Source organism: Erythrobacter sp. HA7-11 (assembly GCF_055693605.1).
In genome coordinates, this window is sequence record NZ_JBVFUF010000002.1 from 885,644 (window position 1) to 905,715 (window position 20,072).

Annotated in this window: 17 protein-coding genes and 3 pseudogenes; 12 read left to right on the top strand and 8 right to left on the bottom strand. The window is 60.1% G+C overall.

The window, feature by feature from the left end; genetic code table 11:
• Positions 1 to 328 precede the first annotated feature (328 nt).
• Positions 329 to 986, bottom strand: a pseudogene (locus ACZ1GU_RS04590) (alpha/beta hydrolase).
• Positions 987 to 1,107: 121 nt separating this feature from the next.
• Between ACZ1GU_RS04590 and ACZ1GU_RS04595 the strand changes: the two are divergent.
• The 3 genes from ACZ1GU_RS04595 (at position 1,108) to ACZ1GU_RS04605 (ending at position 3,614) form a co-directional block, all read left to right on the top strand.
• The gene (locus ACZ1GU_RS04595; protein ID WP_472646906.1) at positions 1,108 to 2,097 is read left to right on the top strand and encodes a cysteine desulfurase family protein; all 990 of its coding nucleotides are present in this window, start codon (positions 1,108 to 1,110) and stop codon (positions 2,095 to 2,097) included.
• A gap of 114 nt (positions 2,098 to 2,211) precedes the next feature.
• Complete coding sequence (locus ACZ1GU_RS04600) at positions 2,212 to 3,285, top strand: cysteine desulfurase family protein (protein WP_472646907.1); 1,074 nt, start codon at positions 2,212 to 2,214, stop codon at positions 3,283 to 3,285.
• A complete protein-coding gene (locus ACZ1GU_RS04605; RefSeq protein WP_472646908.1) occupies positions 3,282 to 3,614 on the top strand; it encodes a 2Fe-2S iron-sulfur cluster-binding protein in 333 nt (110 codons plus the stop codon). Before ACZ1GU_RS04600 ends, ACZ1GU_RS04605 begins: the two co-directional genes overlap by 4 nt.
• Here the strand turns inward: ACZ1GU_RS04605 and ACZ1GU_RS04610 are convergent.
• Both ACZ1GU_RS04610 and ACZ1GU_RS04615 read right to left on the bottom strand, forming a co-directional pair.
• Positions 3,611 to 4,537, bottom strand: a complete 927-nt coding sequence (locus ACZ1GU_RS04610; RefSeq protein ID WP_472646910.1) for a DUF4349 domain-containing protein — start codon at positions 4,535 to 4,537, stop codon at positions 3,611 to 3,613. The two genes, ACZ1GU_RS04605 and ACZ1GU_RS04610, sit on opposite strands and share 4 nt — an antisense overlap.
• Positions 4,538 to 4,740: 203 nt before the next feature.
• Positions 4,741 to 5,283 carry a type 1 glutamine amidotransferase domain-containing protein gene (locus ACZ1GU_RS04615; RefSeq protein WP_472646912.1) on the bottom strand — a complete coding sequence of 181 codons (543 nt, stop codon included), beginning with the start codon at positions 5,281 to 5,283 and terminating at the stop codon, positions 4,741 to 4,743.
• A 141-nt stretch (positions 5,284 to 5,424) separates the two neighbouring features.
• Between ACZ1GU_RS04615 and ACZ1GU_RS04620 the strand changes: the two genes are divergently transcribed.
• On the top strand, positions 5,425 to 6,201 hold the full coding sequence (locus ACZ1GU_RS04620; RefSeq protein ID WP_472646914.1) for an ion transporter: 777 nt from the start codon (positions 5,425 to 5,427) through the stop codon (positions 6,199 to 6,201).
• 78 nt (positions 6,202 to 6,279) lie between these two features.
• A pseudogene (parC, locus tag ACZ1GU_RS04625) lies at positions 6,280 to 8,576 on the top strand (DNA topoisomerase IV subunit A).
• On the opposite strand, the gene ACZ1GU_RS04630 reads toward parC, so the two are convergent.
• From ACZ1GU_RS04630 to ACZ1GU_RS04650, 5 genes are all read right to left on the bottom strand, one after another.
• The gene (locus ACZ1GU_RS04630; protein WP_472646916.1) at positions 8,573 to 9,754 is read right to left on the bottom strand and encodes a CCA tRNA nucleotidyltransferase; all 1,182 of its coding nucleotides are present in this window, start codon (positions 9,752 to 9,754) and stop codon (positions 8,573 to 8,575) included. The pseudogene parC and the gene ACZ1GU_RS04630 overlap by 4 nt on opposite strands.
• Positions 9,744 to 10,388, bottom strand: coding sequence for a CoA pyrophosphatase (locus ACZ1GU_RS04635; protein WP_472646918.1), 645 nt, complete (start codon positions 10,386 to 10,388; stop codon positions 9,744 to 9,746). The genes ACZ1GU_RS04630 and ACZ1GU_RS04635 overlap by 11 nt, the downstream gene beginning before the upstream one ends.
• Before the next feature lie 13 nt (positions 10,389 to 10,401).
• Positions 10,402 to 10,947, bottom strand: a complete 546-nt coding sequence (locus ACZ1GU_RS04640) for a DUF1285 domain-containing protein (RefSeq protein WP_472646919.1) — start codon at positions 10,945 to 10,947, stop codon at positions 10,402 to 10,404.
• Between the two features lie 28 nt (positions 10,948 to 10,975).
• Positions 10,976 to 11,518, bottom strand: a complete 543-nt coding sequence (locus ACZ1GU_RS04645) for a GNAT family N-acetyltransferase (protein WP_472646920.1) — start codon at positions 11,516 to 11,518, stop codon at positions 10,976 to 10,978.
• 67 nt (positions 11,519 to 11,585) lie between these two features.
• On the bottom strand, positions 11,586 to 12,752 hold the full coding sequence (locus ACZ1GU_RS04650) for a PQQ-dependent sugar dehydrogenase (RefSeq protein ID WP_472646921.1): 1,167 nt from the start codon (positions 12,750 to 12,752) through the stop codon (positions 11,586 to 11,588).
• Between ACZ1GU_RS04650 and ACZ1GU_RS04655 the strand changes: the two are divergent.
• The 7 genes and pseudogenes from ACZ1GU_RS04655 (at position 12,751) to ACZ1GU_RS04685 (ending at position 20,071) form a co-directional block, all read left to right on the top strand.
• Positions 12,751 to 13,390, top strand: a pseudogene (locus ACZ1GU_RS04655) (ribonuclease HII). The gene ACZ1GU_RS04650 and the pseudogene ACZ1GU_RS04655 overlap by 2 nt on opposite strands.
• A gap of 33 nt (positions 13,391 to 13,423) precedes the next feature.
• On the top strand, positions 13,424 to 14,347 hold the full coding sequence (locus ACZ1GU_RS04660) for a calcium/sodium antiporter (protein WP_472646922.1): 924 nt from the start codon (positions 13,424 to 13,426) through the stop codon (positions 14,345 to 14,347).
• Positions 14,348 to 14,612: 265 nt separating this feature from the next.
• Complete coding sequence (locus ACZ1GU_RS04665) at positions 14,613 to 15,764, top strand: DNA methyltransferase (RefSeq protein WP_472648713.1); 1,152 nt, start codon at positions 14,613 to 14,615, stop codon at positions 15,762 to 15,764.
• Positions 15,765 to 15,862: 98 nt separating this feature from the next.
• Positions 15,863 to 16,648: an outer membrane protein gene (locus ACZ1GU_RS04670; protein WP_472646923.1), complete on the top strand. Its 786-nt coding sequence runs from the start codon at positions 15,863 to 15,865 to the stop codon at positions 16,646 to 16,648.
• A gap of 117 nt (positions 16,649 to 16,765) precedes the next feature.
• Positions 16,766 to 17,881: a dihydropteroate synthase gene (gene folP, locus ACZ1GU_RS04675; RefSeq protein WP_472646925.1), complete on the top strand. Its 1,116-nt coding sequence runs from the start codon at positions 16,766 to 16,768 to the stop codon at positions 17,879 to 17,881.
• 61 nt (positions 17,882 to 17,942) lie between these two features.
• Entirely contained in the window at positions 17,943 to 18,716 is a 774-nt protein-coding gene (locus ACZ1GU_RS04680) for an outer membrane protein (protein WP_472646926.1), read from the top strand.
• Positions 18,717 to 18,904: 188 nt separating this feature from the next.
• A complete protein-coding gene (locus ACZ1GU_RS04685; protein ID WP_472646927.1) occupies positions 18,905 to 20,071 on the top strand; it encodes an alkaline phosphatase D family protein in 1,167 nt (388 codons plus the stop codon).
• Position 20,072 lies beyond the last annotated feature (1 nt).

The window sequence follows — 20,072 nt, forward strand, 5'->3', positions numbered from 1 at the left end:
TGGCAAGAACTTTCGCGTTGTTAATAAGGACGTTTTGTTGTCCGCACGTCATCCGACGTGCGAAATCCTCGGTCCTCGCGCCGCTGCGGGCGGGATTTCTTGTCCTACCGGTTGGCTCGAAGAGCCGTCTTCGACTCCGCTGTTTGAGGCCGATACGGCCTTGCTACGCCAATGGCCTAGGCCCTGACCATTCGGATTAGCTTGGTCGCGGAGCACGGCTGCGCAGCAGCCGCAAGGCCAAGCGTACTGCCCGGACCGGCCCCGGCGCGGAGCGGCGGGAATAGCCGGGAGGACGCTCGCACGGATGGGCGAGCGTAACCTCAAAAACTCACTTGATTGGACAATCCGGCGACAGGCGGAAATCGAGGTAGTTGTCGACTGACGCCATCAGATCCTCGGTCTCATTCTCGAAGAAGTGGTTTGCGCGCGGGATCTCTTCATGATGGATCGTAATGTGCTTTTGCGTGCGCAGCTTGTCGACCAGCTTCTGCACTGCGCTGGGCTGAACCACCGTGTCGTACCGCGCCTTGCACAAAGATGCCGCTTGCCGGACACGGCGCGAGGAAGCTGAAATCGTACATATTCGCAGGCGGCGCAATTGAGATGAATCCGCGCACTTCGGGACGGCGCATCAGCAATTGCATGCCGATCAGCGCGCCAAACGAATAGCCAGCCACCCAGGTCGTCTGCGCCTCAGGATGGATCGACTGGATCCAGTCAAGTGCGCTCGCCGCGTCGGACAATTCGCCAATCCCATTGTCGAAACTGCCCTGGCTGCGGCCTACGCCGCGAAAGTTGAAGCGCAAGGTGGCAAATCCGCGATCGGTAAAGGTCTTGTAGAGCCGCTGAACGATCCGGTCGTTCATCGTGCCGCCGCCTTCCGGGTGCGGGTGCAGGATCATCGCGACGGGTGCGCGCGGGCGAGGTGGAGGAGAAAAACGACCCTCAAGACGGCCTTCTGGGCCGGGAAAGATGACGGATGGCATCGAATAACCTTTATGAAATGGTTGCGCGAAGTGTCGGCTGACACCAGCGATCAAGCGCCCTATAGACGGGGCACAATCCATTATGCAAATTGTTAAGAATCGTTCTCATTAAGCGCTGCAAATGACATCTCGGATTTATCTCGATCACGCCGCGGCATCGCCGCTGTGCCCAGAGGCGAAGGCGGCGATGGAAGAAGGCTTTGCCATTTGGGCGAACCCGTCTTCTCCGCATGGCGAAGGGCGCAAGGCCAAGGCCGCGCTGGAGGATGCGCGCGAGCGGATCAAGCGGGCGCTGGGGTGGAGTCGCGAGCTGATCTTTACGAGCGGAGCAAGCGAAGCGCTTTGGATCGCGCTCAACCGCGCGAAGGCGACACGCCGGATCGTCAGTGCCGTCGAGCACGACGCGGTGTTTCGCGCGGCGCCGGATGCAGGAATTGTCGCAGATGACACAGTTTTTGACGCCGATACTTTGGTCGCGATCCAGCATGTGAACTCGGAAACCGGCACGATCAATCCGGTGTCGCAAATGGTCGAAACTGTTCGTCCGACCGGAGCGCTGGTGCTGTCGGATTGCTCGCAAAGCGCTGGCAAACTAGACCTGCCCGACGCCGATATGCTGGTGATCTCGGCGCATAAGTTTGGCGGGCCTATTGGAATTGGGGCGTTGCTCGTCCGCGACTTCAACCTGCTTGAGCCGGTGGGCGGGCATGAGCGCGGCTATCGACAGGGGACGGAGAATTTGCCGGGTGCGCTGGGCATGGCGTCAGCGCTTGAGGCGGGTGATTGGGCAACCACCACCTCGCAGCGATCGGGTTTTGCGGCCAAGATGGGCGATGCGTTGATGCAGTTCGGACAGCAGGCGGACTACATTTTTGCGCTGACGCACCCGACCATGTCCGCGCAGGCTTTGCTCATTCGCCTCGACGCAATGGGCTTCGCGGTGTCGGCAGGCAGCGCGTGCTCATCCGGCACGCTCAAGAAAAGCCGCGTGCTCGATGCATTCGGCGTCTCGGATGAAGTCGCCGCGCGGACCATCCGCGTCAGCATTGGATGGTCGACCACTCGGCAAGAATTGGAACAATTTGCCGAGGCGTGGCGTAGTTTAGCGTGACATTCTGCCGCGCCACCCGCTCCCTCCACCCTTCCACCCGGATCGTACCCGGCGTGAAAATCCGGGTGGAAGGGTGGAGGGAGCGGGTGGTTCCGGCCCAAGGATTAGGACGGCATGATCTATCTCGATTACCAAGCCACAACCCCGCTTGCGCCCGAATCGCGCGACGCCATGCTGCGCTGGCTCGACGGGCCGGACGGCACCGGCTTTGGCAATCCACATTCCCCGCACCGCATGGGCCGTCAGGCCAAAGCTGCCATAGAACTTGCGCGCGATCGCGTTGCGGCGCTCTTCCCGGCGGGCGGCAAGGTGATCTTCACCAGCGGCGCGACCGAGGCGTTGAATCTGGCGATCCGCGGTTCGGGGACCGGCGGCAGCGTATCCTACTCCGCCATTGAACATTCGGCGGTCGGCGATACCGCGCAGGCGGCGGCCAAGCCGCATGTGCTCAATGTCTCGAGCGAAGGGCAATGCAACACCAAACAGGATGTGCCCGATGATTGCCGGTTGGTCGCGGTAATGCAGGTCAACAATGAGATCGGCACGGTGCAACCGACAGTCGATTGGCACCGCAAGGCGAAAGAGAACAATGCGCTGTTTCTCGTCGACGCCGTGCAGGCCTATGGCAAGATGGAGGTCACGCAGGCCGACATGATTGCGATAAGCGCGCACAAATTCCACGGGCCCAAGGGCGTTGGCGCGCTATGGGTGCGCGACGGGGTTGAGCTGACCGAGCAGCAGACGGGCGGCTCGCAAGAAGGCCTCCGCTCCGGTACGCTCTCGCCAGCCCTTATCGCGGGAATGGGCGCAGCGGCGCAACTGGCGAGCGAACTTCGCGCGCACGACGCTGAGCATGTCGAGCAGCTTTGGAGCCGCGCCCGCGAACTCTTCGCCGATTGGACGCTCAATGGCAGCGAGGATGCGCGCTATCATGGTAATCTCAACATCCGCCGAGAGGGTCTGGACGTCGCGAGGCTGATGTCGGACTGTCGCGACATCATGTTCAGCGCGGGATCTGCCTGTGCGAGCGGATCGGGGCGGCCTAGCCATGTGCTTAAGGCTATCGGTTTGAGTGACAAGCAAGCCAAATCGTCGATCCGTCTGGGCTTTGGTCGATACACAACGCTCGAACAGATCGAAGAAGCTGCGCAGTCGATCAACACGGCTGCCAAAGAGCAAGGCCTGTGAGCGTCACCGTCCACTTCACCGATTCGAAGGGCGCGCTCGTCACCGCGAAAGGCGAGGCGGGCGAAAGCCTGCTCAAAGTCGGTCAAGCGGCGGGCCTGCCGCTCGAAGGAACTTGCGAAGGGCAGATGGCGTGCTCGACCTGCCATGTGATTGTCGCGGCGGAATGGTTCGACAAGCTCGCAGCCGCCAGCGAGGAAGAGGAAGACATGCTCGACTTCGCCGCCGGGGTGCGCCGCACGAGCCGCCTTTCCTGCCAGATCGAGCTCACCGAAGCGCTGGACGGGCTGGCCGTAACCGTCCCGCCCGAAGCGCACGATATGTCGGCTTAGCCTTCGCTTGTGGCTGGCTCTGCGGCTCGCGTACCATTTTTCCAGAAGCGCAGACGGTAACCGAAGCGATGCAAAATCCATCGCAATGCTAACAGCAAGGCCAAGATCGGGAATAGCACTGTGCTCGCCATCATGATGAACGCAATTGTGCTGCCCAAGATCGTCCCGAGAGAATTCCACGCGGCCTCGATTGGTTCGCCAAAGCTGCCCGACACTGCGCTCACTTCGCCCGCCTCGTAGTGGATTGTCATCTCGCTGTAGGTGACGCGGTTGCGCATGGTTTCCAGCCAGCTGCGCGCTTGATCGATTTCCTGATTGACCTGAGCAACCGCGCGTTCGGCTTCGACCAGCTCACCGACAGTCCCGTTCCGCGAGGCGAGAATTTGAGTCAACCGATCGCGCAGCAACTCGCGCGATTTCAGCCGCGCTTCGGTGTCGACAAGTTGCTTCGAGAGATCTTCACCGGTCAGCGAAGAAGAGACCAACTCACCCTCAGCCTCTCCTGTGGTGTTTTCAAGCTGCCGAGCGAAATCGCGGGCTTTGTCTGCGGCGACGGCGATGTGCAAACTGCCGCTTGAATATTCGGCGCTATCGCGGGCCTGATCCATCGAGATGACACGGCATCCCTTGCTACCCAGCTTTTCGCACATGGAGACATGAGTTTGTTGAACCTGTCTGATGCTGTCGAGCGGAAGGTCGAAGCCAAGGCGATAGGTGTAGGCGATTTGCGGCTCGCTGGCGGGGATTTCGCTGCTCTCTGAGGCTGGCTCGGCCAGTGCTTCATCAGCGGCAATATCTGCATCTGCGACAGCATATTCAGCGCTGTCGACCATTTCATGGGATGCTTCGCTGCACGCCGACAGCGCCAAGACTGCGGTGCTGGCGGCTAATGCCACACCCAGTTTTCGAGAAATTCGCATCATCACTCTCCTTGTTAAATCGTCACGCCCGACTCGAATTGGGCCGGTGCCTCAATCACGCCTTATTATTGCCGTATTTGTGACACATTTGAGAAAGGATGCAAGTGCCTTGTTGATTTCCCGGATTGAACAAGACCGATTACACACGAAAAACCCCGCCTCGCGCAGTGCGCGGGCGGGGCCATTCTTGATTAGGTTCTAGGGTGTTACGCGGCTTCGAGCTCTTGCTCCATCTCTAGCGCCATCATCAAAGCCGACGTAAATGCGGCGATGTCGCCAGGGTTACGGCTTGTGATCAGATTGCGCGAGATTGCGACCGGTTTGTCGACCACTTCGCCACCTGCATTTTTCAGGTCGGTGCGGATCGATGGCCATGCTGTTACAGTTTGACCTTCAATAACGTCGGCCTCTGCGAGCAACCATGGTGCGTGACAGATTGCCGCAATCGGCTTGCCCGCCTCATTGAACTCACCGATCAGACTGATAACCGTTTCGTTCATGCGCAGAACATCGGGGTTGATCTGGCCGCCAGGCAGCAGCAGCGCGTCATAATCGCCCGTGCCCACTTCATCGACGGTGATGTCGACCGAGACTGTATCGCCCCAATTGCCGTCCTTCCATGCGCGAATATCGCCATTCTCCAGGCTCGCCACCGTCACGTCCGCTCCGGCTTTCTCGAGCAGTGATTTCGGCTCCATCAATTCCGATTGTTCAAAGCCATCAGTTGCGATAATAAGAACGCGTTTCATATTTAACTCCTTGATTTGCATATGCTAAAACAATGCTTGGGCATGGCCTCTCGTTCCAGGATGGCCGATGAGGCGTGGCAATGATAAGGCAGGCCGTGGATCGCTCGGGGAAGGGCGATTTTTTTTCAGGAGTTGCAGTCGATGACCCTGCGCGATCGCGCCATCCGTCTGGTTGAATCAAAGCCGTTCGAGCGCTTCATCATCACCGTAATCGTGATCAATGCGATCGGGCTGGGCATGGAAACATCGCCCTGGCTGATGTCGCGGGTAGGGAGCATCGTGAACTGGCTCGACACGGTTGCGCTGTCGATCTTCGTGGTCGAATTGCTGATCAAGTTTTTTGCCTACCGGCTAAGCTTCTTCAAAAATGGCTGGAACATCTTTGACCTTGTGATCGTCAGCGTCGCTCTGGTCCCGGCAAGCCAGCAGTTCTCCGTCTTGCGTGCGCTACGTATCCTGCGTGCCCTGCGGCTAATCTCGGTCGTGCCGAGTATGCGCCGCGTGATTGTCGGCTTGTTCCGCGCGATCCCCAGCATCGGAACTGTGATCGTCATGCTACTGCTGTTATTTTACATCAGCGCGGTGATGGCGACGAAGCTGTTTGGCGAGGCCTTCCCGCAATGGTTCGGGCACCTTGGCGCGTCACTTTATTCGCTGTTCCAGATCATGACGCTGGAAAGCTGGAGCATGGGCATCGTGCGTCCGGTGATGGAGGTTTACCCCTACGCTTGGGCATTCTTCGTGCCGTTCATCCTGATGACAAGCTTCATCGTACTCAACCTGTTCATCGGTGTGATCGTCAACGCCATGTCCGAAGCCACCGATGAAGAAGCACACGGAGAGCGCGAGGAGATCTTGGAGCAGCTAAAGGCACTGCGCGAGGAGGTCGGGGCGCTGCGGCGAGGGCACACAAAGTAGCGGATAAGCTGCAAGGTCGAGCCACTTCCTGTGGAAACGCCTCTCCCTTGTCAAGCATACGCTTGCTAAGCGGATAGCATGTCCGAAACGATTGATACCGACGAATCCGATCCATTCGATGCCATTGTAGACGCGCCGTTCGATAGCGCGCTCGAAGAACGCTATCTCGTCTATGCGCTCTCGACCATCACCGCGCGCTCGCTACCTGATCTGCGCGATGGCCTAAAGCCGGTTCACCGCCGCCTTCTATGGACCATGCGACAGTTGAAGCTTTCGCCCGACAGCACCTTCAAGAAATCGGCCCGTGTCGTGGGTGAGGTCATCGGTAAATACCACCCGCATGGCGACACCGCCGCTTACGATGCGATGGTGCGGCTCGCGCAGGATTTCTCGCTGCGTTATCCATTGGTCGAAGGGCAGGGCAATTTCGGCAATATCGACGGCGATAACGCCGCTGCCTATCGCTACACCGAAGCGCGCCTGACCAAGACCGCGATCCAGCTGATGGATGGCTTGGACGAGGGCACGGTCGACTTCATCCCGACTTATAATGGTGAGGAAGAAGAGCCGGAGCTGATGCCCGGCCTGTTCCCCAATCTGCTCGCCAATGGCGCGAGCGGGATTGCGGTCGGCATGGCGACCAACATCCCCAGCCACAATGTCGCCGAGGTGATCGACGCGACGCTGGAGCTGATCGACAATCCGCATGTCGAGCACGAGCGGCTGATGGAGCTGTTCCAGGGGCCGGACTTTGCGACCGGCGGACAAGTGGTCGACAGCAAAGAGGTCATCAGCGAAGCCTATGCTACCGGACGTGGGTCATTCCGCGTGCGCGGCGTGTTCCACGCGGCCGAGGCGGACAAAGCCGAAGATCGCGATGCCGGGATCGAGCGGCTGGGTGGCGGGCAATGGCAGCTCGTTATATCGGAAATCCCCTATCAGGTCGCCAAGGGCAAGCTGATCGAGCAGATCGCGCAGGCGATTGCCGACAAGAAACTGCCGATCCTCGAAGACGTGCGCGATGAAAGCGATGAGCAAATCCGCATCGTCCTGATCCCGCGCAGCCGCAATGTCGACCCGGAACTGCTCAAGGAAAGCATCTTCAAGCTGACCGATATGGAGACGCGCTTCGGGCTGAACCTCAACGTGCTCGATGCGAGTCGCACGCCGATGGTGATGGGGCTGAAAGAGCTGCTGCAAAACTGGACCGCGGCGCAGATCGAAATCCTGCAGCGCCGCACGCAGCACCGGCTCGACAAGATTGCGGCACGGCTGGAGCTGGTCGAAGGTTTCATCATCGCCTTCCTCAACCTCGACCGGGTGATCGAGATCATCCGCACCGAGGATGAGCCCAAGGCCGTGATGATGGCCGAGTTCAAGCTCACCGACCGGCAGGCCGAGGCGATCCTCAACATGCGGCTGCGCTCTTTGCGCAAGCTCGAAGAAATGCAGCTGCGCGATGAGAAAACGTCGCTTTTAGAAGAACAGGATGAGTTGGAAAAGCTGCTCGGCTCGCCCGCGCGCCAACGCACGCGATTGAAAAAGACCTGCGCGCTTTGCGCAAGGAATATGGCGAGGACACCGCTCTGGGTGCGCGCCGCACACGGATCGAGGAAGCCGCGCCGACGGTCGAATTCTCGATGGATGCGATGATCGAGAAGGAGCCGGTGACGATCATCCTCTCGCAAAAGGGATGGATCCGCGCGGCGAAGGGTCATGTCGATCTGGCGCAGGAGTTTAAGTATAAGGAGGGCGATGCGCTTTCCTTTATCCTACACGCGCAGACCACGGACAAATTGCTGATCGCGGCGGAAAATGGGCGGTTCTACACGCTCGGCTGCGATAAATTGCCGGGCGCGCGCGGCTTTGGCGAGCCGGTGCGCACGATGATTGACCTGGAGGCCGACACCTCGATCGCGCGCATGATGGTCCACAAGGAGGGCGGGCGCTTGCTGCTCGCCTCCAGCATCGGCAAAGGCTTTGTCGCCGAGACTGCCGAGCTGCTGGCCGAGACCAAGAAGGGCAAGCAGGTGGTGAACCTCAAAGGCGATGCGCAATTGCGGGTGATCCGCGAAATTGCTCCCGAGCATGACCATGTCGCCAGTGTCGGCGACAATCGCAAGCTGGTCGTCTTCAACCTTGAAGAAGTGCCGGTCATGGCGCGCGGGCAGGGCGTGATGCTGCAACGCTATCGCGATGGCGGGCTGGCCGATGCGACGACCTTTGTGCTGGCCGAGGGGCTGAGCTGGCAGATGGGCGGTTCAGGTGAGCGCACGCGAACCGAGACGGAGATACATCTCTGGAAGGTCGCTCGTGGTGGGGCTGGACGTTTGCCGCCGCAAGGCTTCCCCAAGAATAACAGTTTTGGAGGTTAGGAGGCGGGAGGAAGCGCCGCTTCGAGGATTTCCTGAACGCGCGCCTCGTCTGGGAAACCTTCGTCGATCCACTGTTTCTCGACGCTGCGCAGGATGCGAGCGACCTCTGGGCCTGCTGCCACGCCGCGCGCGACAATTGCGCCGCCTTTGAGCGGGAAGCTCGGCACGGTCCATTGACGGACCGCGCTGGTGTCTTCTCCGGCAAGGAGTAAGCGATCAACCGCCACTTCGGTCCCGACATCATAGGCTAGCCGCAAGGGCTGTTCGCGGTCTGCACTGGTGCGTTCGGCAATTGCGATCAGCCGCGCGCGTTGGGCCTTCGACAATCGCAGACGTGCCGAAACAATCTCGGCGATTTCGGGCATGGGCGGAAGCAATGCAGCGAGCCTTCGCAATCCATCCGCATCATAGCCTTGCGCCTGTTCGCGCTCGATCAGGTCGCGCATTTGCTCGACGTGGATCAACTGCGCTTCAGGCAGGATCACCCGGAGCACCGCGCGGTTGAACATGCGCTCGACCGTCTCGCCCGGATCAGGCAGGCCAAGCAGATTGAGCAGCTCCGCCGCAATCCGCTCCCGGCTCAGACCTTTGAGCGTGTCGGACAGCTCTTCGCAGGCCTGCTCCGCCTCAACATCCAATTCCGAACCGAAGCGCGCTTGGAACCGGTAATAGCGCAGGATACGCAAATGGTCTTCGCGAATGCGGGCGCGGGCATCGCCGATAAAGCGCACACGGCGCGCGGCCAGGTCATCAAGCCCGCCGAAATAGTCTGAGATTTCGAGCGTTTCTGGATGCGCGAAAAGCGCGTTGATGGTGAAGTCGCGGCGGGCCGCATCCTCTTTCCAGTCCTGCGCAAATGCAATTGTCGCGCGCCGGCCATCGGTCGACACATCATGCCGCAAGGTCGTCACTTCGACCGGACCGTCGTCGAGGATCGCCGTGATCGTGCCGTGGTCAATGCCGGTCGGGACAGTGCGAATGCCCGCCTCGCGGCAGCGGTCGATCACCACATCGGGCGTCAACTTGGTCGCACAATCGACGTCGTGCACGGGCATGCCAAGCAGAGTGTCGCGCACCGCTCCGCCGACCCAGCGAATGTTTTCCGCGCCCAAGGCTGCGGTGAGAGCGCGCAAGCCCTCGCGCTGCGGCCAGTCGGCGTTCGAAAGATCAGGCGACATTGCGCAGCCCCTCCGGTGCAATCCGCCGCGCAAGATTGGCAATAATTGCCGCGGTCACGCCCCAAATGCGAAAGCCCTCATAATGCATCTCAAGATAGCGGCGGTTTTGTCCGCGCCAGAACACTTCTTGGCTGTCCCAATTGCTTGGTTCCAGCAGCATCGCGAGCGGCGCTTCGAACCAATCCTCCACCTCGCCGGGGCTGGGCGTGAAGGACAAGTCGGGCGGGATCACAGCTAAAACCGGGGTTACATTGAAGCCTGTTCCCGTCTGATAACAATCGGTGGTGCCGATGACCCGCACATCATCGGGGTTCATCGCGAGTTCTTCCTGCGCCTCTCGCAAGGCAGCAGTAACGGCGTCTTCTCCCGCGTCGATCTTCCCGCCGGGAAAGGCAACTTGTCCGGGATGGTCGCGCATATCCTGCGGGCGCTGGGTCAGGATCACGCCTGGGCCTTGTTGGTCTGTCCTATCGCTTCGCTGCTTGAGGACGGGCCGATCCGTCACGGCGATCAGAACCGCCGCTTCGGTCTGACGAGAGCTTTGCGCAAAGCGTTCATCGCTGAGCAGATCAGGTATGCCGCGCTTATGACCCTCGACATAGAGGTGAGAAAGATGATCGAACAGGGCGCTCATCGCAGGGTCCGCCTCAGGGCAAGAGCGAGAATGTCTCGCCCCCACTCGTCACGGTCCAGTCATCGCCATGTGCCAGCGCGATCTCGGCCAGCTGCGCATAGGTCGAGCGGTTGAGCCGTGCTTCGCAGCCGCGCCGCACATGCAGGTAAATCGCGGGCGTTTCGGTATTGCCCGTGGCGCGAAGGCGGTGCTCTGGACCGGCGATAACAAGTTCATCGGTGTTGAGCCGGAAAGCGAGGCCGCCATCGCGCGTCGCACAATCGGTCGCGATGAAAGCTGCGTCCTCGACGTCTATCGAGAGCTTTTCAAACGGGCTGACGAGAAAGTGCTCGCCGCCGTCCTCGCGGATCAAAAGGCCGGAGAAGGCGCGTACCATCGCCTCGCGCCGGATCGGATCGCCATCGTGATACCACATGCCATCGACCGCGATGCGCATGCGGCTGTCGCCGTGCTTCTCCGGTGCCCAGCCTTCAACTGGCGGCAATTTGCGCGCGGCAACCTGTTCAGCGATTTGCGCGAGCGTGAGGTCAGCGAGGTAGGGTGGTGGGTCGTACGGCATTGGTTCTTAAGCGAATGCCAGATGCGGCTCACTTCGCCAAGTCCGCACTCTCCCGCGATCCCCAAGGCCCAAGATTGCCCTTCGCCGGTAGAATCGCGGGATTGTCGCAGCGGACCAGCAGGCGGGCCGGATCATTGGGGCCAGGTGTGAGCCAGCCGTCTGTGTGCGCGGCAGTGAAGCCCCATCTGCCGTAATAGTCTTCGTCGCCGATCAAGAGCTGTGGCAGAGGAGGGGCATCGCCGCTGGTCTCGGCCACTGCGCCGAGGCTCGCTGCCATCATCGCCTTGCCATATCCTTGCCCTTGATGCTCCGGCAGGACAGCGACCGGGCCGACCATCAGCAGCGGAAAATCGCGTCCATCAGGGTCGGTCAACGCCAACGGCCAAAGCTGGATCGTACCAACCAGCATTTCAGCATCATCGAGCGCGGCGAAGCTGAGCGCTTCCAGCCAATCCGTGCCCGCGCGCATGCGATAGGCAGTGCGCGCATGGCGGTCCTCGCCAAAGGTGCGGTCAAGCAATTGCTCGATCATCGCCGGTTCTACGGCGCTGAGAGGAATGAGTGTGGCCATAGCCCGCCCGTTAGAGTGAGCCTTGCTCTCTGTCGAGAAGCGGAGCGTTTGCGCCGCTCAAGATTTCCTATTGCGGGGAAACCTTCAGCAGTTTCCCGCCTTCGCCATCTTCGATCAGCCAGATCGCGCCGTCCGGGCCCTGCTCGATCCCGCGAATGCGATTGCCAAAATCATGGCGGGCAATCTCGGTTGCCGTCTCACCGTCGATCTCGACATGGACGATGCCTTGCGAGGCCAGACCAACCATGAGCGGATCGCCTTTCCAAGCCGGAAAAGCATCTCCGGTGTAGAACAGCATGTCGCCCGGTGCGATCACTGGAGTCCAACCAATCGCAGCGGTCTTGAATTCGGGCCGGGTCGAGTGGTCTGGAATTGGATCGCCATTGTAATGCTCACCGTCAGACACGGTCGGCCAGCCATAATTCTCGCCGCGTACGACTTTGTTCAATTCGTCCCCGCCAGCCGGACCGTGCTCCAGATCCCAGAGTTGACCGTCGGGATCAAATGCGAGGCCGAGAGGGTTGCGGTGGCCGTAGGACCAGATCTGCGACTGTACTTCGCCTTCATCGGCGAATGGATTGCCCTCCGCGGGCGTGCCATCAAGGTTCAGCCGGACGATCGAACCAAGATTGTTGGTTTTGTCCTGCGCCGGCTCCAGCTCCTGCCGGTCACCGCTGGCGATGAAGAGATATTGTTCATCTGGAGATATCGCAATCCGGTGCGAGTAATGGCCGCGCTTGCCGGTCTTTTCAGACTGGCGCCAGATGACATTGAGGTCGGACACTGCGCAGCTGCTTGTCCCGCAAGACAAAGTGCCTTTGCCGACCGCAGCGCCATATGTGCTGCCGTCACCTGCTTCGGCCCAGCTCAGATAGATCGTGCGATTGTCGAGCCCTGTCTCGGACGCAAGAAACGCGACATCACCGAGACCGCCCTGGCCGCCATAGGCAACCTCTGGCATGCCGGTGACTTCCATCGCATTGCCGCTGGCCGTGTCGACTGAGCGCATCGTGCCCGATTTCTCGGTAAGGAAGATGGTCTCGGTCCCCGGCGCGAAGGCAATCGCCCAAGGCTCGTTGAATTCGCCCATCTCGCTAACGGTGTAGGCGACGTTTGCCGCCTCGGCTCCATCGACCGGCTGAGTGGTGCTTTCCCCAGAAGTTGCGTTGCCGCAGCTTGCTAGGGCGAAGGCGGGGAGGAATAGGGTGGGGGCGAGCTTGGAAACTGTCATCATGTTGTGTGGAACTCCCAAAAACGGAAATTGTGCCCTCGAAGTTTCGCATGAGGGCGCAGTGATTGGTGTCGATGAAGCGGGTAGAGGCCCGCTGGCTGGACCGGTAGTGGCGGCAGCGGTGGTGCTTGGCAAGTCTGCGCCTGATGGTCTGGCGGATTCCAAAGTGCTTTCATCGAAAAGGCGCGCGGTTCTGGACGAGCAAATTCGCGCCACTTGCGCCTGGGCGGTGGGGGTGATCGAACCACCGCAAATCGACGATCTCAACATCCTGCAAGCGACGCTTCAGGCGATGACAGATGCGACCGCGCGGCTTACGCAAGTGCTTGATTGCGGCGTGAACGAGGTGATCATCGACGGCAATCTGACCCCTGCAGGTCGCCGCGAAGGCTGGCACTGGCCGGCGCGTGCGATTGTGGGAGGGGATGGCAGCGAGCCTGCGATTTCCGCTGCGTCGATCATCGCCAAAGAATGGCGCGACCGGATCATGATCGCGGCGGCTCGAGCAACACCCCGAATACGGCTGGGATAGCAATAAGGGATATGGCTCCAAGCATCACATGGAAGCGCTGCGCGCGCACGGGCCGACACCGCTCCATCGCTTCAGTTTTGCACCGGTTGCGCAAGCAACCCTTTTGTGAGGAACCGTTGCCTGCCCTAAGCGCTTGTCCGCTATGTTGAACGCGATTCTTTTGAGCCTGGGCGGCCTGATCGGCCTTGCGATAGGCGGCGAGCTGTTGGTGCGCGGGGCTGTAGGTATCGCGCAGAAGCTCGGCGTATCCACCCTCTTTACGGGCCTGGTAATTGTCGGCTTCGCGACCAGCATGCCGGAAATGGTCGCCAGCGTTCAGGCTGCGCTTGAGGGGTCGCCTGGCATCGCCTGGGGCAATATCGTCGGGTCCAACCTGGCCAACACCTTGCTGATCCTGGGGGCGACCGCGGTGATCGCGCCAATTGCGCTTTCAGGAGCCGGTCGCCGCGACGCGGTCGTCGCGCTCGTTGCAACGCTCGCGCTGGCGGGTCTTGCCTACGCGCAAGTGGGCGCGCGCTGGATTGGCGCTGCACTGCTTGTTGCGATCGTTACATATATCATTTGGCGTTATCGCCATCCCGGCGCTGCGCAGGAAGAAGATGGCGAGGACGGACCGCAAAACGGATGGCTTGCAACGGCGCTTTTCATCGGCGGGCTTGTCGTGCTGGTCTTCAGTGGCCAGATTTTGGTCACAGGCGCAATCGATCTCGCGACAATATTCGGTGTCAGCGAGACAGCCATCGGCCTGACCGTGGTCGCTTTCGGAACCTCGCTACCCGAACTGGCGGCGTCCGCAGCGGCTGCGCTGCGTGGCAAGCCGGGCCTTGCAATCGGCAATGTCGTCGGCTCGAACATCTACAACATTCTGCTGATTGGCGGGGTCACGATGGGAATTGCACCATTTGCGCTCCCTGAGAACCTGCTGGGCCTCCAAATGGCGCTCCTAGTGGGTAGCGCGGTCATCCTGCTGCTGCTCCTCTGGTTCGCCAAGAAGATTGGCCGCCTGATCGGTACCGTCCTGCTGCTCGCCTTCCTCGGCAATGTCGGTTTTGTTCTGGCAGCGTAGAGCCGGCCGTTAGCTTTCTACCTTAGGCTCCGAACGAGTCTTTTACGCCACACCCCTCCATATCGAGTCTCGGGAATCCGAGCAGACTCAACATGTTGTGGGGTCTTGTTTCGTTCCGCTCTCAAGGAAAGGGTGCTAACTATTCATTAACCATATTCTCCGATCACATTTGCCTTGACGCTGGGTCCACTTGGACTCACCCTGTGGATAACTATGCGCGTGAAGCGTGCTGAGACAGCAAGGTCGGGGATTTGAGATGGGTGTGATGGAAACCGCAAAGCTGCGGGCGGCGACGAAAACTGCGAAACCTGCCAAGCAGGTAGCGCCAGCCAGTGCGCCGCATCCAGAGCTACCGCTCGGTCAAATTCTCGACGGGGATTGCATTGAAGCGATGCGCTCGTTGCCCGACAATTCGGTCGACTGTGTGTTCGCCGATCCGCCGTATAATTTGCAGCTGGGCGGCGATCTTAACCGTCCCGACGGCAGCCAGGTCGATGCAGTCACCGACCATTGGGACCAGTTCGACAGCTTCCAGCTCTATGACAAGTTCACCCGTGAATGGCTTTCCGAAGCGCGCCGCGTGCTCAAGCCCGATGGCGCTCTGTGGGTCATCGGCAGCTATCACAACATCTTCCGCGTTGGATCGATCTTGCAGGATCTCGGCTTTTGGATCCTCAATGATATCGTCTGGCGCAAGACCAATCCGATGCCGAACTTCAAAGGCACGCGTTTCACCAACGCACATGAAACGCTGATCTGGGCGAGCATGGGCGAGAAGTCGCGTTACCAATTCAACTATCGCGCAATGAAGACGTTGAACGACGAACTTCAGATGCGCTCTGATTGGGTCATGCCGATTTGCGCGGGCGCTGAACGGCTCAAGGAAGACGGCAAGAAAGCGCATCCCACGCAAAAGCCGGAAGCTTTGCTCTATCGCGTGCTGCTCGCCACGACGGAAAAAGGCGACGTGGTGCTCGACCCGTTCTTTGGCACCGGCACGACCGGCGCCGTGGCCAAGCGTCTGGGCCGCGAGTGGATCGGCTGCGAACGTGAGGATTTTTACCGCAAAGTTGCGACCAAGCGGATTGCGAAAGAACTGCCGCTCGACGAAAGCGCGCTGGAGACCATGCAGTCGAAAAAGGCTGCGCCGCGCGTTGCCTTTGGCACTCTGGTCGAGAACGGCCTGATCCCGCCGGGCACAAAAGTGTTCGACAAGAAACGCCGCTGGATCGCAACCGTGCGAGCCGATGGTTCGCTGGAATTGGACGGCAAAACCGGCTCGATCCACGGGCTCGGCAAAGACCTGCAAGAGGCCCCCAGCTGCAACGGCTGGACCTTCTGGTACTTCGAAGATGGCGATCAAGTGAATCCAGTCGACGCAGCCAGACAACGCTTCCTGCTGGCGAACGAAGACTAGAAACGGCCTGCCGCAAGGCATCAGATTTCTGCAGCCTAGGTTCAGGTGACCCTCGCGATTTGCGTCGCACTGGGGGCGCAAACCTACGTGAGGAAATCATGTCAAAATATATAAAATCATTTGGCTTTTCAGGAGCTGCTTTGGCGCTGCTCGCAATTCCTACAATGGCCCAGGCCGAAGGCCCCTATGTGGGCGTCAGCGGCGGTATAAGCCTGCCCAATGACAGCCAGAATTCAGGCGAGTTCGAAGCAGACGTCGCTGCGACAGCAGACTTTGATGCGATTCCCGCCGGAACGCCGCTCGAATGGAACAGCGATTTCGACACTGGCTTCGCCATCAATGGGCAAGTCGGCTACGCTTTTGAAAACGGCTTCCGCGCCGAGCTCGAAGCCGCCTATTCGGAATATGACGTGAATACCCATACCGGCCTGACGGTCGGCGGAACCGATATTGATGCAGTGGATGTCGCCGTGCTGACTCGCGGCGCGGCTGATCCGGCCAACCCGACCGTGGGCGCAGTGATTGCCGACGGCCAAGGCAAGGTCTCGAATTTCGGCCTGTTCGGCAATGTCTATTACGACATCAACACGGGCGGCGCTTTTAAGCCCTATCTGGGCGCGGGTGTTGGCTACAACTGGGTCGATGTCGAATACTCGCCATCGGGCGTCGATGTTGCCAATGATGACGATGGCGGTCTTGCTTATCAGCTGATGGCGGGTGCGGCGTTCCAGCTGTCCGACCAGACCGAGCTGTTCGGCCAGTACACCTACCGGTCGAACTTTGACGAGGCAGATGTCGACTTGAACCTTGTTCCCGCAACGCTTGGCATTGAGAATGGACAGTCGATCGTCTCCGCTGGCGTCCGCTTTAAATTCGGCGGCTAAGGCTGGCGTGAATTGACCACATGGAAGGGTCGCACCGTATTGGTGCGGCCCTTTTTTGTGCGAGTTTCGCAAGTGAGCACTTCCCGCGGCTCTTTTTGCGGATTAGTCGTCTGAACTATGACTGCTTCGCTCTGCCTTCACCCGATCGCCCTCGCTGCCAGCCCGCAGGCCGAAGACGGCGCTGCCATCCGCCTCGGAGGGAGCATGGCCTATGCAAGCCGCTTTGCCGCTGTCGTGCGGGAAGAAGGCGAAGTGACGGCGCGGCATCTGTTCGGCGTGCGCGAGGCCGACGCGGTCTTCGCCCAGTTGGGTGGCGAGCTGGAGACAGAGGCGCAGCAGCAATGGGCGAACCTGCAGAAGGTTCATGCTCCGCTTACATTGGGGGAGCGGACCATCCGGCTCGACCAGCCGCAGGTGATGGGCATCCTCAACGTCACGCCCGACAGCTTTAGCGATGGAGGCGAGTTCCTCGACAATGTCGATGCGGGCCGCGCGCATGCCTCGGCCATGCTCGAAGCGGGCGCGAGCATCATCGACATTGGTGGTGAAAGCACGAAGCCCGGCGCGCAGGCGACGTGGGAGGGCGATGAGAAGGAGCGCGTGCTCCCAGCGGTCGAGTACTGCGCGAGCATGGGCGCAGCGATCAGCGTCGATACGCGCCGCGCGGGCGTGCTGGAGGCGGCTTTGCATGCGGGCGCGCACATCGCCAATGACGTGTCGGCGATGCGCTATGACCCGCGCACTGCCGAGCTCGTGGCGAGCTCTGCCTGTCCGGTGATTCTGATGCATGCGCCGGGTAGCGGCGATGATCTGCACGAAGGCGGACAGTACGGCGACGTGGTGAGTGAAGTGTTCGATTTCCTTAAGACCGCACGCTCCAATGCGATTGCAGCGGGGATCGCGGAGGATCGCATCATCCTCGATCCGGGCATTGGGTTTGGCAAAGGCCTGACCGAGAACCTTGCTTTGCTCAATGCGCTACCACTGTTCCATGCTTTGGGATCGCCGCTGCTGCTCGGCGTGAGCCGCAAGCGCATGATCGGTGCGCTTTCGAACGAGGCGGAGGCGCATGAGCGTCTGGGGGGATCACTGGCATTGGCAACTGCGGGCATGAATGCAGGTGTCCACATCCTGCGCGTGCATGATGTCGCCGAGACGGTTCAGGCGCGCAATGTCTGGCGCGGGATGCGTGATGCGGCGCTTACCGACTTCGCGCAATTGGAGCCGATGTAACCAAATAGCGAAGCCGCGCGAAATGCAGGGTACCCCTCAGCAATCTAGGTACCCCCATACAATGACGTTATCCATTTCTCCGCGCGCCCTTACCATCGCTCTCGTCGTTCCGGCATTCGCCATTTCAGCTCCTGCCGCAGCACAATCCGATGAATTTGAGCCGGAAGGCGGCGTCTATGTTTCGCTTCAAGCGGGCGTTACCTCGCCGAGCGATGAAACCTTTACCGGCATTCAGGACCCTGAGGCAGGCGTTCCGGGAATGGCAGGCGCGCCCGCCAATGCGCAGGTCCAATATGATGAGGGCTTCACCGGGACCGTCGCGGTCGGATACCGCATTCCAAAGCGCATCTTTGGCTTGTTCCAGCCAAGCGTGGAAGTTGAATATGCCTATGCCGAAGCTGATGTAAGCGGCGGCAGCTTCAACGGCGGCAACCAGACCTTCGGCGGTGACATCAACGTCGACACGTTTTCGATCAATTACCAATCCGATGTGCGCTGGTCCGAGAACCAGCGTGTGATCCCGTTCTGGGGCGGCGGTATCGGAATTGCCGACGTCGACTCCAATGCGACCTATTTTCCGAATAACGGCGTCGCAACCGCGCCGACTTTCGCAGTGACGGACGGCGACACCGGTCTATCGCTGCAAAGCAATGTCGGCCTGCAATTCGTGCTGACCGACAATATCGAGCTGCAAGGCCGTGTGCGCTACCAACGGGTAACCGGCCTTGATTTCGAGCGGACATTCGTAGGCGGCGGCGCAGACGGCTTTAGCGCCAATCTTGATGGCCGATATGAGACGGTCAGCTTTCTCGCCGGCGTGCGGTATCGCTTCTAAGAAATAGGGAAGCGTTGGCTGCACCGCGCGAACCCTTTGCTAGGCATACTGGCGCGAAAAGCCTCCTTCGATATCAATCGGAGGGGGTTTTTTATTTGCGTGTCGCGGAACGGTCATGGCAAGCGATCAAGCACACAGAGAATCGAGAATTTCGATTTGTTTGGACACGATGATCAGGAGCCTTGCGCATGCGCCGCCTTGCCACTTCATTCACAGCTTTATCTCTTGCCGCCTTGGCTGCACCAGCGCTGGCTGATGGGCATGGCCACAAAGAGGTGGAGCTGAGCGCCTCTGACCTACTCGCACCTTATTATGCAAAGCTTCGCAGCGAAATTGAACTTCCGGTTGCGCCAGCCAACGTGTCGCTCGCGCCCAGCACCACGCTGACGCGCATTGCCTTTGGCAGCTGCAACCACCAGCTGCGACCGCAGGATATTTGGGCGCAAATCTCGTCCACTGAACCCGATGTTTTTCTTTTCATCGGCGACAACAATTACGGCGATCAGGGGTGGGACGGCGACGCCGCGCTCACGACCTTGCGCGAGGCCTATGGTGTGCAGGCCGAAACGCCCGAACTGACGGCGTTTCGCAGCAAGGTTCCGATGATGATCACCTGGGACGATCATGATTTCGGTTTCAATGATGGCGGGGCCAGCTTTGCCTATCGCGAATGGGCCGAGACGATCTTCGAGACCTTCTGGGGTTCGTCGGACGAAGTGAAATCCCGGCCTGGCATCTATGAAAGCCGGATGTTTGGTGAAGACGGCCAGCGCACCCAGATCATCATGCTGGATACGCGCTTCTTCCGCTCGGACCTCGAGACCGGCCCTTACACCATGCAGCGTCCGCCGCTTGGCCCGTACGTGCCGAGCGAAGATGCGTCCAAGACCATGCTGGGCGAGGCGCAGTGGCAATGGCTCCAGCAGGAGCTTGCAAAGCCTGCCGACCTGCGCGTGATCGTGTCCTCGATCCAGGTCATCACTGATGCGCACAATTACGAGAGCTGGGAAGCGCTGCCGCTCGAACGCGCCAAGCTATACGAGTTGCTCGCTAATCGCGAAGACAGTGGCATGGTAATCCTATCCGGCGATCGCCATGCGGGCGGCATTTATTCCGACACGCCCGAAGCCGCAGGCGGCGAGCAAATCTGGGAGCTCACCAGCTCCTCGATGAACTATTCCTTCAGCTCAACCGAGCGCAACACCGCGCGCGAACCCGATCCCAAACGACTGACCGACTTCATCTCGGAAGAGAATTTCGGTCTGGTCGAAATCGATTGGAATGCGCGCACCTTCACGACTAGCCTACGCGGCAATCAAGGCGAAACGCGAGTGACGCGCACGGTGAGCTGGTAAA

Excerpts from the sequence above, each read along its gene's own strand:
- ACZ1GU_RS04595 (WP_472646906.1), top strand. The coding sequence starts at position 1,108 with ATGACATCTCGGATTTATCTCGATCACGCCGCGGCATCGCCGCTGTGC.
- ACZ1GU_RS04600 (WP_472646907.1), top strand. The coding sequence starts at position 2,212 with ATGATCTATCTCGATTACCAAGCCACAACCCCGCTTGCGCCCGAATCG.
- ACZ1GU_RS04610 (WP_472646910.1), bottom strand. The coding sequence starts at position 4,537 with ATGATGCGAATTTCTCGAAAACTGGGTGTGGCATTAGCCGCCAGCACC.
- ACZ1GU_RS04615 (WP_472646912.1), bottom strand. The coding sequence starts at position 5,283 with ATGAAACGCGTTCTTATTATCGCAACTGATGGCTTTGAACAATCGGAA.
- ACZ1GU_RS04620 (WP_472646914.1), top strand. The coding sequence starts at position 5,425 with ATGACCCTGCGCGATCGCGCCATCCGTCTGGTTGAATCAAAGCCGTTC.
- ACZ1GU_RS04630 (WP_472646916.1), bottom strand. The coding sequence starts at position 9,754 with ATGTCGCCTGATCTTTCGAACGCCGACTGGCCGCAGCGCGAGGGCTTG.
- ACZ1GU_RS04635 (WP_472646918.1), bottom strand. The coding sequence starts at position 10,388 with ATGAGCGCCCTGTTCGATCATCTTTCTCACCTCTATGTCGAGGGTCAT.
- ACZ1GU_RS04640 (WP_472646919.1), bottom strand. The coding sequence starts at position 10,947 with ATGCCGTACGACCCACCACCCTACCTCGCTGACCTCACGCTCGCGCAA.
- ACZ1GU_RS04645 (WP_472646920.1), bottom strand. The coding sequence starts at position 11,518 with ATGGCCACACTCATTCCTCTCAGCGCCGTAGAACCGGCGATGATCGAG.
- ACZ1GU_RS04650 (WP_472646921.1), bottom strand. The coding sequence starts at position 12,752 with ATGATGACAGTTTCCAAGCTCGCCCCCACCCTATTCCTCCCCGCCTTC.
- ACZ1GU_RS04660 (WP_472646922.1), top strand. The coding sequence starts at position 13,424 with ATGTTGAACGCGATTCTTTTGAGCCTGGGCGGCCTGATCGGCCTTGCG.
- ACZ1GU_RS04665 (WP_472648713.1), top strand. The coding sequence starts at position 14,613 with ATGGAAACCGCAAAGCTGCGGGCGGCGACGAAAACTGCGAAACCTGCC.
- ACZ1GU_RS04670 (WP_472646923.1), top strand. The coding sequence starts at position 15,863 with ATGTCAAAATATATAAAATCATTTGGCTTTTCAGGAGCTGCTTTGGCG.
- folP (WP_472646925.1), top strand. The coding sequence starts at position 16,766 with ATGACTGCTTCGCTCTGCCTTCACCCGATCGCCCTCGCTGCCAGCCCG.
- ACZ1GU_RS04680 (WP_472646926.1), top strand. The coding sequence starts at position 17,943 with ATGACGTTATCCATTTCTCCGCGCGCCCTTACCATCGCTCTCGTCGTT.
- ACZ1GU_RS04685 (WP_472646927.1), top strand. The coding sequence starts at position 18,905 with ATGCGCCGCCTTGCCACTTCATTCACAGCTTTATCTCTTGCCGCCTTG.